This window comes from Bifidobacterium dentium JCM 1195 = DSM 20436 (assembly GCF_001042595.1).
In the GTDB taxonomy this organism is placed as follows: domain Bacteria; phylum Actinomycetota; class Actinomycetes; order Actinomycetales; family Bifidobacteriaceae; genus Bifidobacterium; species Bifidobacterium dentium.
Window position 1 is genome coordinate 2328456 of the sequence record NZ_AP012326.1, and the last position, 13427, is coordinate 2341882.

Annotated in this window: 8 protein-coding genes; 2 read left to right on the forward strand and 6 right to left on the reverse strand. The window is 57.6% G+C overall.

The annotated features are described in order from the left end of the window. Positions 1-10: 10 nt before the first annotated feature. From BBDE_RS09795 to BBDE_RS09820, 6 genes are all read right to left on the reverse strand, one after another. Entirely contained in the window at positions 11-1882 is a 1872-nt protein-coding gene (locus BBDE_RS09795; protein WP_003838529.1) for a glycosyltransferase family protein, read from the reverse strand. Between the two features lie 81 nt (positions 1883-1963). Then, complete coding sequence (locus BBDE_RS09800; RefSeq protein ID WP_012902541.1) at positions 1964-5374, reverse strand: glycosyl hydrolase 53 family protein; 3411 nt, start codon at positions 5372-5374, stop codon at positions 1964-1966. Positions 5375-5479: 105 nt separating this feature from the next. Beyond that, entirely contained in the window at positions 5480-6532 is a 1053-nt protein-coding gene (locus tag BBDE_RS09805) for an acyltransferase family protein (protein WP_003838527.1), read from the reverse strand. Between the two features lie 51 nt (positions 6533-6583). Then, on the reverse strand, positions 6584-8221 hold the full coding sequence (locus BBDE_RS09810; RefSeq protein WP_012902542.1) for a GDSL-type esterase/lipase family protein: 1638 nt from the start codon (positions 8219-8221) through the stop codon (positions 6584-6586). Positions 8222-8255: 34 nt separating this feature from the next. Further along, positions 8256-9899, reverse strand: a complete 1644-nt coding sequence (locus tag BBDE_RS09815) for a hypothetical protein (RefSeq protein WP_003838523.1) — start codon at positions 9897-9899, stop codon at positions 8256-8258. A 127-nt stretch (positions 9900-10026) separates the two neighbouring features. Next, a complete protein-coding gene (locus tag BBDE_RS09820) occupies positions 10027-11019 on the reverse strand; it encodes a glycosyltransferase family 2 protein (RefSeq protein ID WP_003838522.1) in 993 nt (330 codons plus the stop codon). Positions 11020-11152: 133 nt separating this feature from the next. Here BBDE_RS09820 and BBDE_RS09825 point away from each other — a divergent pair, with 133 nt between their 5' ends. Continuing rightward, on the forward strand, positions 11153-12589 hold the full coding sequence (locus BBDE_RS09825) for a CHAP domain-containing protein (protein WP_012902545.1): 1437 nt from the start codon (positions 11153-11155) through the stop codon (positions 12587-12589). A 66-nt stretch (positions 12590-12655) separates the two neighbouring features. Then, on the forward strand, positions 12656-13426 hold the full coding sequence (locus BBDE_RS09830; RefSeq protein ID WP_012902546.1) for an internalin: 771 nt from the start codon (positions 12656-12658) through the stop codon (positions 13424-13426). Position 13427 lies beyond the last annotated feature (1 nt).

Sequence of the window (13427 nt, forward strand, 5' to 3'; positions counted from 1 at the left end):
GCCTGTGAGATCAGTCCATCTTCAGGTAGTGCTTCCAATACGCCACCGAAGTCAATTCGGCGCGCGCATCGGCGTATTCCTTACGCAAACGTTCAATGTTGGCCTTGTAGTACTTAAGATCCCTCGCATAACGCTTCTTGATCTGCGCATAGCGGTTCACATCCTTGGTACGGATAGCCCCCTTGCGGTTATACCAATCCAAGACCACCAACTTGTGCTTACCACGAATGACACCGGCCGGATACAACCAACCCTGCAACGGGATAACGGCATATCCGGAACCGCCCTTCCTGAGGTAACGCTGGTTGTTGTCGGTAATCAGATCCTCCAGACGCTCTTTCAGACTACGCGGCTTGTCGCCGTCGATCAGCTGACGATCGACATCTTCGACACGGAAACCGGACAGCTCCGGATCCTTGTCAGCCTGTTCCTGAAGGGTCTCGAAATCGACGAGTTGCTCCTTGTTGCGATTCGCCGCCATAAAACTCTGTTCGGACTGCCCGGGCTTCTTGATGAACGCCGGCCCCTTCAGGAAATCCTCGAAGGCATCCAAGCACAGCTCCGCATTCTCATACCCGAATTTCTTGAGTTCCAAACGAATGTTGTTATGCAGTTCGCGCATAAAATCAGCATCCGGCGCCATACCGCACGTCGCTTGGGCAATCATGGTGTTGCGCGTGGTCTGATAGCGTTCCACGGCGGCGTTGTAGCGTTCGAAGAACGACATGTGCCACACGCACAGACTGTTCATGGTGATGAAACCGGTCTTGCAACGGATACCGTATTCGGCGTCGTCGCAACGCACGAACACCGGCAGTGGCAAACCGTTCCTCTCGATGACGGAAATCGGAATGCAGCAGTACCACCAAGCGGCATACATGTTATCTTTCTGCCACTTGGTCGGCGTGTACATCTCGTTGTAGATCAGATCATCGAACAGGGTCAAACGCAGACCCGGCTTGCAGCCGGCGAACGTGCCCTGCGGGGTCATGTTGCCGATGTCTTCCCACTGATCCTCACCGATCTCGTAGTTCAGCATGGCACCGCTGATCATGTCTTCGCGATGCTCGTCCTTGAGAATGCGGAGCAAATTGTAAGTGCGCTTGATGCTTTCCGGTGATACCGCGACATCGTCATCCATCAGCAGGATATTGGTGGCCTTCGGATCCTGTTCCATTGCGGTGATCATGCCACGGGTAAAGCCGCCTGCGCCACCGACGTTATCGTTCGGCACCACCGTGACACGGTCGCCGCTGAGCTTGTCGGCATCCAGAGTGCGGCCGTTATCCATTACGTACATGTGGAAATGTTCGGCAATCGGGTCATCGGAGCCGATGATCTGATCCTTGACCAAGCCGATATTGCGTTCTATGAACGCTTCCTTCTTGAACGTGGTGGTGGACAGGACGAGCTCGACATCATTGAGTTCGCCATCGATATCCAGCTCATAGTAGCCATTGCGAATGGCGACGGTTCCTTCGGTCTTAATGAGGAAGCCGATGATGACCATATCATCGGTGACGTTCAGAGCAAGGTCGACGGTCTGCCATTCATCGGACGCCTCCTGCTTGCAGGAAACACCTTCGACGGGAATCGGATCGTGGGCAAAGGCGTCACCCATGGTCTGCTGCACTTCGCAAGCGGCGCCCTTGAGCTCGAGATGCAGGGTGAAGCTGGTCGCACGCGTATAGCGCTTCAGCTTCATCACGGATAGCGAGTTAAAATACGTGCTGAAATCAAAGGTTCCGGCGGTGAACATCTTCCACTCGCCGAGTTGTTCGTCAAAAACGACCGGCTGATCGGAACGGCAGTACAGTGCCGGATAGGCGACAGAGCGAGGATTCGTCTCCAACAGTATGTTCGCGAATTTCATCGAAGTCATACGTCATAGGATACTGGTAGGCCCTGAAGAGCGCATGCGGGGTGTGCATCCCTAAGAATGCACACCCCGCATATCCATGCATCACCCTCGGCCGGTCACCTTGTCGAAATGATGCCAGGCATGCCATTCGGGGACCCAACTGCGACCATGGGCCATCTTGCCGGTGTACTGGTCGAAGTAATACCAGGCACCGTTACGGCGGTCGAGTCCGTGCACCATGATGCCGGTCACCGGGTCGTAACGCACCCACTTGCCGCCGTTCGAGCGGATGTAGGTGTCGCCGTGGTACATCGCGCCGGTGGTCTTATCGAACAGATACCAGCCTGTATGCGCCTTGTCATAGTTCACGAACTGCTCGCCGTGGGCCATGATGCCGGTGATCCAGTCGTAATACACCCACTTGCCGCCGTTGGACGACACATATTTCATGCCCTTGGCCATCTCGCCGGTGACCGGATCGAAGTAGTACCAGCCGACATGATTGGCCTTGGTGGAGTACTGCTCGCCCTTGACCATATGCGAGTTCGCATCGAAACGCACCCACTTGCCGCCCTTGGCACGGTTGGATTCATCCTTCGGGATGAACACGTCCTTGTCGCAGGCGATGGTGCCGTCGGCATCGGCCCAGTACCAAGCGTTGCTGTCCGGATCATAGAAGGCATGACTGCGTGCCATACGCCCGTTGTCGTACCAGTGACGTACGCGGCCATCCATCACCCAGCCGTTCTTCGTTTCGGGAGTCGTCTTCGTACTGATGACCTCCTTGAACGCCTTCAGCGACTGCAGCGGATTGCCATGATCGTCGAACACGGCCTGATTGTCCCAGCCCGAAGCGCTCCACGCATCGTATTCGGTGCTGCTCGGATCATTGTTCTTGGCATAGGAACTTGCCCAGCCAGTGGCCGCATCGTTGGCATAGGCCTTGTTGACGGCCCAATGGTTGGTTCCCGGCACCACGGCAATCCATGCCGGCTCCCAGTAGAAGGCGCCGAGGCCAAGACCCGTGCCGCCGTCGGCGGAAGTGACCGTCTCCAACGTATCGTGGATCACGTCGGCCTGCCCCTGCACGCTTACCTGATACGGATATTTGTTGTTCTTGTCGGTGTTCGGGCCGGAAAGATTGTTCGAGCCGCCGTCACTATCGTTCTCGGTGAACGGATAGCTGAATTCGACGACCGCGAATTCCTTCTTGTACTTTTCGGTGACGACCTGCTCCAGCTTGATGAGCGCACCCATCGGATCCTGGTTGGCATCGGTACCGTCCGATCCGGAGCTCCAGAACGGATAGTACGTGCTGCCGTACACGTCGTAGTCCAGCTTGTATTTCTTGAAGTAGTTCAACGCAAAGTCGGCGGAACCCGAATCCGTGTACATGAAGTGCACGGCCACCTTGGTGCCTTTCGGGGCATACTGGCGAATGGCCTTGGAACCTTCGTTCATCAGGTCCACGAAGTTCTTCCACTCCTGGTCCTTGGCGTTGTCCCAGTAGCTCACCGTCACGCCGCACAGACCGCTGTTCGACTCATTGCCAAGCTGCACCATGCCAAGATCCACGCCGTTGTTCACCATCGTCTGCATCACGTTCTTGGTGAAGTCATACACGTCGGTCTTCAGCTGGCTGAGATTGTGTCCCTTCCATGCTTTCGGCGTACGCCACGAAGAGGCATAGAAATCGTTGTAATGCAGGTCGAGCAGCACTTTCATGCCATACTGCGTGGCTTCCTTGGCCATGCGGGTCACGGTGTCGAGATCGTCGGTGCCGCTGCCGTAGCTGTTGCCGTTCTCATCATATGGATCGTTGAACAAGCGCAGACGCACCCAGTTCACGCCGTTGTCATGCAGGATCTTGAACAGCGATTCCTCTTGGCCGTCGAAGTTCTTGAACCGCACTCCGGCCTTATACAGCGCCTCATAACTGGACACATCGGCACCGCGTATGGTGTCTTCGGTCACCGTAGGCACCTGCTCCACCGAAGCGGTTTGTTGTGCCGCGCCGGTGTCGGCGCCCGTCTTGTACGGATCTTCGGCGGTCGGCACCATGTCGGCATCTTCCGGGTTCGCCGCCGTCAGCTGGCCGAACACCTTCAGCGACTGCAATGGCTGGCCTAGATCATCAAACAGGGCCGCATCATCTTGCTGGCTGGCTCCACCGTTGTCGGCATAGTCGACATAGTCCGCCGCATACTTGCTGGCCCAACCAGTGCCGTATTTATTGGCGGAGTTCCAGTTGTCATCGGCGTTCCACAGGCCGCCCTTCACTGCGATCCAAGTGGCATCGCCATAGAACACGCCGGCGCCGCCGGCATTGTTCTTCGCAGACACCATAGCCTTGTACAGGCTGCGGATATAGTCCGCCTGGCCTTGCGGGCTAAGCGTCTTGCCGCTCTGTTTAAGGTCACTGGCTCCGCTGGTGTTACCCTGCCCATCGCTGTCGTATTCGGTGAACGGATACAGTACGTCAAGCACCGCCATGGATTTGCCGTACTCTTCGGAAATCATCCGGCGGGATTGTGCCAAGCTGTTCAGATCGTCATAGGCTGCATACACTTTGGTGCCGATCACGTCGTAATCGACCTTGTAGTACTTGAGCATGTCGACGTACGTGGTGGTCAGCGTCTGGTCCACCGACGAGCAGCCGACCGCGATCCTGGTGCCGGCATTGTTGGCGCGGATCGCCTTGCTGGCGGCACTGATCAGCTGTGACATGCCCTTCCAATCGTCCTGCCCCAGAAAGCTGCCCTGCAGATCCTTCTTGTTCTCGCTGTCCGCATAGTACGGTGAGCTGATCTCACTGCCGATGGTCACCATGTTCGGCGTTACGCCGGCAGCCTTGAGCTTGGAAAGGGAATCGGCGGTGTAATCGCTCACCTGACTGGTCAGCTTGGCCAGATTCGTAGGCCAGCCCTTCGGCAACTTCTGCACGGTCTTCGACGTGTAGAAATCGGAATACAGGAATTGGATGTTGACGTTCAGGCCATTGGCCTGAGCCGCTTTGGCCGTGGCAATGGCGTTATCGAGCGTCGGATTGCCGCCACCGTACGTGTTGCCGTTGCCGTCCGTAGGATTCACCGCGACCTTCAGCAGCACATAGTTGATTCCCGAGGCCTTCAACAGCTGCATCATGCCGTTGTCATCCAAATTATTGCCGTCGAAATCCTTGAAGGCATAGCCGTTCTTGGCGGTTCGCGCGGCTTTCATGGCCTGATACGAGGTGAGGTTCACACCGCGCACGGTATCGTCCTGCATGGAGGAGACGCCCGCCACCTGTGCGGGCTGATCCTTGACTCCCGTGTCCGTTCCTTCATTCCATGGAGCCGGATACGAAGAGTCCTCCGCAAGAGGGACGATGTCGGATTCGTTCTGCGTGGATTCCTCCAGCAGCTGCCGTTCCTGATCGGCATTCTGTTCGGCTGCCTCAGCACGCAGCTGAGCGCTGGTATGGATGTCATCATCGTTCGATTGCGCATCCTGAGCGAATGCTCCGGTGGGCATGCACATCATTAGAGACACCGTTGTACCAATAAGCGCAACGATAGCCCTTCTTCTTCTCATCTGATTTCCCCTCTGTTTTTTCGCGGCTGCCCCTTGCAGCCTCATTCACGCGGCGGCTTGCCTGCGTTTCGCCAACTGCGGGTAGAACCACTCGTTGACCACTGGTACATAATACAGCAGTGCCGCAAACGCCAGATCAATCGGCAAACGCACCACAAAACTCGTCACAGTCAGCGGGATATGTGGCAACAGGTTGTGCAACACCCCCAAATACATCTGCCACGGCAACACATCATCCTCAACAAGATGCACACATAAAATGGCGAGGCTCGACTGCCCAGTCCAGCTCAGCGCCCTTCCCAAAGCGGGCACATGGTCGAGCAGCTTCGAAATGCCGACCACGCACAACGTTCCCGCGAGGCTGCCGATCACCGCCTGCACCGGGCGGGTGCCGTAGTTGTTGATGGCCATGCTCATGCCTCCGAATCGGACGATGGCGACGACCCAGATCACGCCGGCAACGCCCCACAGCCACGGGAAGCGCTTTACATGGCCCATCAGGTCATACCGTTTCGCCAAGTAGCCGACATATACGAACGCGACCGCGCACATACCCGACTGCAAGCTCCAAGGCAACCACACGTATCGGGCGGAAATATAACCGATCGCAAAGCTGGACACCACCCAGACCGGCGTATACGGCAATTTGGCGAAGGCATGCAGCAACAGATGCGCCCAGAACAAAGCCAACAGGAACCAGATCGCACCGATGCGCAGCTCCACAGGCCATAATGTACGGTCGGAGATGTCACCGCTACCATACAGTACCGCCTCGCCCCAGCGGCGTAGCATGTAAGCCCGGCCTTCATGGTTGACGGTGGCCATGCACGTCACACCGACCAACACCGCCACGCCCGTCACCGCGTATGTGCACAGCAACTGCCTGGCTTCCTTCGCCCAGCGGAAGCTACGTTCCGGATGCATGAAATAGCCGGACAGTATGAAGAACAACGGCATGTGGAAGGAGAAGCAGACCGCCACCACCAGCTGCGCGGTGTGATGAGGGATGAATACGTTCGCCTCAATGGCGCTGTGCCCCAGAATCACGGCAAGAATGGCAATGCCTTTGGCTATGTCGAAGAAACGGATTCGTTGCATAGTGTATTCGGTCTTCTCCCTGCTCGGTCTACCGGTTTAGATTCCCTCACCCTATAGACCGAGCAGCTGGCGCATGGCCCGCCACATCACTTCCTGACCCATGCGATTCGGATGAATGCCGTCGGTATACAGCGCCTGCTGCGGCATGCCGGTGGTGCGGCCGACCGTCTGGAACGCCGAATACAGCGAGGCATACTGCCATCCATGCCGTCTGCAGATCTGCTGCAGTGCCGCATTCTCCTGATTCATGGTCAGGCTCCGAGGATCCGACAACGTATCGATATTCGCGATCACATACACGTTCTGCGAGCCGTAACGAGCTGCGACCCTGTTCAGATACGATTCCGCCGCGGCCGTGAAATCGTTGACGTTCGACAGTCTCAGCCGGTCGTTTGCGCCGAGCATCACGATGGCCGCATCCTCATGGCCGAGCGTATCGTCACCGATGGAGTTGTACGCCGAATACGAGCCCTTGCCCGGAGCGCTGGCGTTGGTCACCGACACGCCTCGAGATTCCAGATAGTGCCTCAGATCGTTGACCGCCATGCGAGATTGCGACGACGGCTCATAATACGTAGTCCCTTCCAGACGGAACAGCTCACGGGAAGTATACGGGTACGTCTCATCGGAGCCGACACCTGCTGCGATGCTATCGCCCAAGATGCGCACCGAATGGTACTTTCCCTGCCGGATACGTGCGCCAAAACCGCCTGCGGAAGCCTGTACGGTATCTTGCGGTATTGCTGCCGAACGGCGGGTATCAAGCGCACCGGTGACGGTATTGAAATAGTAGTTCGCACCATTCACGCTGTGCCAGCCATACAGCATCTTCCCGCTGGGCCAGTCGTAGCACACATGCTTGCCACCAACCCACTGCCAGCCATACCGGACGGCTCCGGTATTGGCGTCCAACAGATACCAGGCTCCGTCAATCGGTTGTTCGCCATACAGCATCCAGCCCATGCGGCGGTCGTAGAACACCCATTTCTGCTGCTTGGCATGGTAGACAAAGCCGTATTTGACCGCACCGGTCGTATCATCGAAGTCATACCAATGACCATTCACCGCATGCTGTCCATGGAGCATCTGACCGGAAACCGGATCATAGCAGACCCACTTGTGCTGGGACGCGTTGTAGTAGAAGCCATGGGTCATGGCACCGGTATGTTCGTCGAAATGGTACCAGCCGGTATGTGCGGCATCATAGTTCACCAGTCGTTCGCCGTATGCCATCTTGCCGGTAATCCAGTCGTAATAGACCCATTTGCCGCCGTTTGAAGGCACGAAGGTCATGCCCTTGGCCATGGCGCCGGTATGGCGGTCGAAGTAATACCATCCGCCATAGCGATAGTCCTCGCCTTTGATCATGTGGCCGTTGGCATCGTAGCGCACCCACTTGCCACCGTTCGAATGCAGGTAGACGTCTTTGTTACGGGCCACGGTGCCATCGCCATCGATCCAGTACCAGTTGCCGTCCTGCCGGTCATAGATTTCCCGGGAGCGGACCATTTCACCGTTCTCGTAGTAATGCTGCCTACCCTGATCCCAACCGTTCTTCGATTCGGCGGATACGGCCGGAACCTGAGTCGTTTCGGCATCGGCCTGCGCGACACTCGCACACAGACCAAGCACACCTATCGACATCGAAAAAAGAACGGCTCCAAGCGCCATTGCCTGTTTGCCATGCATGCCGCACCTCCCAATCATGCGATTTTTTCCGTTATCACTGTACCGCAACAGGTCTTGCGGCAAGACGACGCCGTTGATGGACGCTTTTACCCCAGGCCACCGCCGTTTGGATGCCATAGGCCGCCATGGGTACCAGCAACAGGTAGAACGGCAATGTATAGATGCCCTTGGCCTCCCACAGCACGTAACATAGGAAGCCACCAAGGAATGAGGCGCACAGCAGCACCTGCACGAATACCTTGTCGGCATTGCCTTCCTCATTACGGTTCCTGAACACCGCGCGGGTCAGTGCGATGAGTCCGATGAATGCCAGCAGATACATCACCGTCTGGGCTACGTTCTCATATCGCAGCAGGATGTTCGATCCACGCCCCACCAGCAGGAAGGAGGCCAATCCGGAAAAATGATTCGACGAATCACCAAGCTCGGAATACAGCGACGTCATGAACGTGGGCTCAGCCCATTCCGACGCCAGTTTGGCGGTGAAGAAACGCAGTCCCTCACCCGGATCGCCTAAGAGTTCGGCGAGGCGGCTCTTGACGAAATCCGTGGAAATCTGCGACTGCTGCGCATAATCATTGCCGGTTTTCTCGAATGCGTCCAACGCGAACCTGCTCCACCAACCGGCAGGTACGTTATCCGGCTCCCCCATGCCAAGTGCAATCCAGGAAATCATCGGCATGCCCTTGCCGAAATCCTGTCCGGTCCAATGCTGCACCAAACTGACGGGCAGTTTGGAAATCACAAAGGCCCCGCCTGCGGACACGAAGGCGACAATCAGCTGCCAGAAACGGCGATTGCGCCATACCGCGAAGATCACGGCGAGGATTGCGGCCAGAATCACGATCTGATACGTGGATTTGAACACGATGCCGATGCCGCAGATCAGGAAGCCGGCCACGATCGTGAGCCCGCTGGTCCAGACCTTCTTCATATGGAACGCTTCGGCCACCGCCGCGGCCCCCGCGATGGTGATGAAGAAGCCCACGGCGTTCGGGTATACGAATGCGGCGAACATCAACAACGGCACACAGGTCGCCACCAGCACGGTGAACGCGCCATGGCCCACCGCATCAAGCCCCAGATGGGTGCCGAAACGCCAGAGCACCGCCACCAGAGCGGTGACCGCGAGCGCGCTGACGATCTGGAAGGCGAAGACGTTCTTCGCGCCGAACAGGGCGAACACCAGCAGATACCAGAGCATCGGTCCGCTTTGGAACGGATAGTACGAGAAGTACGTGTATGCGCTCGGGATGCCCCTGTTTACGCATGCCGCCTCAGTGCTGCCATGCGGGCAGAAATCCGGGCTGAACTGGTTCAGGTTTCCCTTGAGAAGGGTATCGGCGGCATCCATCAGGCTTCGGGAATCCGGATATCCGTAGGTGGTCAGACCCAATGAGGTTATCCAGATGATTTGCACGACGGTTACGTAGACCAGCAACGCGACCAGCACCCAACGTTTCGGGAGGCGTGCGATGCCGACCGCCAACAATGCCAGCGCCGCGAACAACGCCACGATTCCCAGCACGAAGGGTATGGAGGGCAGCCCCAGATGGTAGTGCACCCGTTCCGTGACATTGCCAGGTTCCGGCGCGCTTCGTTCGAATATGACGGTGAAGCAGATCGACAGCACCAGCAATACGGCGACGACCGCGGCCTGAAATCCCAGTGCCAGCACCGTCAGCCAGCGAGGCACAGTCCGCCAGAATACCGACTGACGTTCAGATACGGCATGTATGTTCCGCTCGTTCACTCAATCATCCCATCTTGCCCGGAAAATGCGAGAACGGCCCATCATCGGCCGCTTATAGCGATTCTTCAATGATATAGCGCGGGCGCGCCTTCACTTCCAGATAAATCTTGGCGATGTACTCGCCCGTCACGCCCAGCGACAGCAGAATGAAACCGCCCAGAATCCACAGCGAGCACATCATGGAACCCCAACCTGCCACGGCATGCCCGGAAAACACCGAAATCAGCGTGTACACCAGCATGATGACGCCCACGAACACGGAGAATACGCCAAGCCCGGTAATCATGGTCAATGGTTTGGTGGAGAACGACGTAACGCCTTCGATGGCGAAGGAGACCATTTTTTTCAGCGGATACTTCGATTCGCCGGCCACGCGGGTGCCGCGCTTGTAGAACACCTTTGCGGTCTTGAATCCGAGGGATGGCACCAGACCGCGCAGGAACAGATTCGATTCCCTGTACTGCGACAGGGCCTGCAGGGCCGCACGGCTCATCAATCGATAGTCGGCATGGTCGGGAACGGTTTCGGTGCCCAGCCACTTCATCATCGAATAGAAGGCGTGAGCGGTTCCCCGCTTGAATACGGTGTCGGTATCGCGGTTATCGCGTACGCCGTACACGATTTCGGCGCCTTCACGGTAAGCGGCGACCATGCCGTCGACGGCATTCGGATCATCCTGCAAGTCGGCATCCATGGAGACCGCGGCATCGACGTTCAAGTGCAGCGCATGCATCAGCCCCGCGAACAGCGCATTCTGATGCCCTCGATTATGGGCGAGCTTCACCCCGTGGAACATGTCAGGGCACTCGTTATGCAGGGACGTGATCACATCCCATGTCTTGTCAGCGGAGCCGTCATCCACGAAAACGACCGAACTATCGGAAGCGATCTGACCGGCATCCTTCAAATCCTGAAGTTTGCTCTTCAGAACCCCTGCGGTGACGTGCAGTGCGGCCTCCTCGTTGTAGCAGGGAATCACAAACACCATTGCCGGCGCTTCACGCAACCGGGCACACGTATCGTAAGCATTCTCTTCGTTCGTCATGCTTAATAGTGTATGACAGGCGGCCAACCCATGCGCCGGGAATCCCCCTCCCGTTGTCATGCGACCGTTATAGCATGCCCCCTAAGGGAACACAGAGGGGGATTCACCACCAATGCATAAACGAACATTGATCATGGCCGGATTCATCGCCGTCACAGTACTTCAGGGAATCAGCTATCCCGCAATCGCACTGGCCGATGCCCCGACCGCAACGCAATCATACTCAACATCACAACCGGCCGGAGAGACCCAGTCCTCAAGTAGCACCGAGAACGATGCCACTTCGGACGCATCACATGACGCGGCCTCTTCCCAAACCCCCATGTCAAGCCCGAAGACGGCCCAGTCCGGCGCCACCGCACAGTCCGGAACCGAAGCGCAGTCGGATGCCGAAGCGCAGTCGGATGCCGAAGCGCAGTCCGAGGAGGCTTCCGGCAAATCGGTCGATCCCGGTACGACGGCCGACCCGAACAAGACGACCGAGCCCGCTCAGCCATCCGAGCCGGCCAAACCGGAAAACGGCTGGGATCAGAACAAGCAGCACTACTACGAGAACGGCGTCATGGCCGTCAGCAAGGATGTGTTCATCCCCAACGACCCGAACAACCGCAAGGAAGGCATATGGGTTCGTTTTGATCAGAGCGGCAACCTGGTCAAGGGCGAGAACTACCACAACGGCGGCTGGTACTACTTCGATACGACCACCGGCGCCATGGTCAAGGGCGTCAAACACATCTCCTCCAATGGCGGCAAGTGGGTGTATTACGACGTGGTGACCGGCAGGATGGCCCACGGCGAAGCCTATCTGCACTACGACAAGGAACATACCGGCTGGTACTACTTCGATCAGTACACCGGCAAGATGGCCCATGATTTCGTATACATCCGACAGACCAACAAGTGGGTGTACTACGACAAGATCACCGGCAAAATGCAGTACGGCGAGCGCTACATCAACGGCGGCTGGTACTACATGAAGCCGGTCACCGGCGCTCTGGCCAAGGGCAGAACCTGGATGGCGAGCGGCAACAAGTGGGTGTATTACGACAAGATCACCGGCCGCATGGTTCACGGCGGTGCCATCATCGACGGTCACCACTACTTCTTCGACCCGTACACCGGCGCGCAGTACAGCAAGCAGCAGATCGCCAATCGCCTGGCATCATACGCACGCACCTATTCCAGCCAGCACCCCGATTGCCCGGGCGCATTGGCGGCGAACGGCGGCCTCATCTGCCCGTTCGGCCCGTGCATGTCGTTTGTCTGGTACGTCTTCCATGCCGCAGGCCTGGACGTATTCCTTTGCGATGGAGCCAAGACCGGTTGGCCTCACCACAACTTCGACTGGTACAACTCCCGCGGCCGCGTCAGCAGCACCCCGCAGGTGGGCGATGTCGCCTTCTGGAAGTTCAGCGACTCCTGGGCCAGCAATTACAGCGCCAGCCATGCCGGCATCGTAATCGAGGTGAACGGCGGCAATGTGGTGATCGTCGACGCAGCCTACGGCAACATCGGCGTACGTTCGGCTTACAGCGGCGCACGCTACGCCCATCCGTATTACGACGAGTGATCTTCCGGATCCGGTCCCGTAACCGATTCGCATGGACCTTCACATATCACAATAAGGCGGTGGCATATGAAACGAGGCGTTCGCGCCTGCACATTGGCAATGACCGTGGTTCTGTCGCTCTCCCTAACGGCATGCTCCACCCATGGCAGTGAGGCATCGCGAACGCCCTCCCCCACCTCCACTCCGACGACGTTGGATGACACCAAAACCGATGCGTCGGTCGCCACGAGTTTCTCCAAAGTCGTACCAGACAAGACGTTGGCCTCCTGCCTTGCGTCCATTCTCGACGCATCCGGCAAGGCCTTCCCCTCAACCAAGGCCGCACAACTCACATCCTTGGCCTTCACGCAGTACGCAACCCAATACCAGCCTTGCGGCAAAAGCGATCTCAAGCACGTCACCACGCTGGAGGGGCTGCAACGTTTCACCGGTGTCACCGACTTGGATCTCAGCGAATTCAGCGCGTTGAAGAGCATCACGCCGGTCGAATCAATGGCCTCGCTGACGCAGATCAATCTGCAGGACACCGCCATCTCCGACATTTCATCGCTTGCCAAGCTCACATCCCTGAACAACGTTTCCCTGCCGGACCACGCCTGCGATCTGCAAGCCCTCGCCGACCTGCCGCTGACCGCAGTGAACCTGCAGTGCCCGACCGCCGACATCACGCCGTTGGACGGCAAGAAGGCACAGATCTATGTTCCCGAAGCATTCGACCGCAATGCGGCGGTGGCATCGGCGCAGACCGGCAACATCATCGGCATCAGTCAGGAAGACGGATCATTCGAAATCCTCCAGCTGGGCGATGACGGTACGGTGACGTCCCAGAAAATCTGAG

What these genes read in the sequence shown, in the direction of transcription:
- BBDE_RS09795 (WP_003838529.1), bottom strand. Translation starts at nt 1,882, where the DNA reads ATGACTTCGATGAAATTCGCGAACATACTGTTGGAGACGAATCCTCGC.
- BBDE_RS09800 (WP_012902541.1), bottom strand. Translation starts at nt 5,374, where the DNA reads ATGCCCACCGGAGCATTCGCTCAGGATGCGCAATCGAACGATGATGAC.
- BBDE_RS09805 (WP_003838527.1), bottom strand. Translation starts at nt 6,532, where the DNA reads ATGCAACGAATCCGTTTCTTCGACATAGCCAAAGGCATTGCCATTCTT.
- BBDE_RS09810 (WP_012902542.1), bottom strand. Translation starts at nt 8,221, where the DNA reads ATGCATGGCAAACAGGCAATGGCGCTTGGAGCCGTTCTTTTTTCGATG.
- BBDE_RS09820 (WP_003838522.1), bottom strand. Translation starts at nt 11,019, where the DNA reads ATGACGAACGAAGAGAATGCTTACGATACGTGTGCCCGGTTGCGTGAA.
- BBDE_RS09825 (WP_012902545.1), top strand. Translation starts at nt 11,153, where the DNA reads ATGGCCGGATTCATCGCCGTCACAGTACTTCAGGGAATCAGCTATCCC.
- BBDE_RS09830 (WP_012902546.1), top strand. Translation starts at nt 12,656, where the DNA reads ATGAAACGAGGCGTTCGCGCCTGCACATTGGCAATGACCGTGGTTCTG.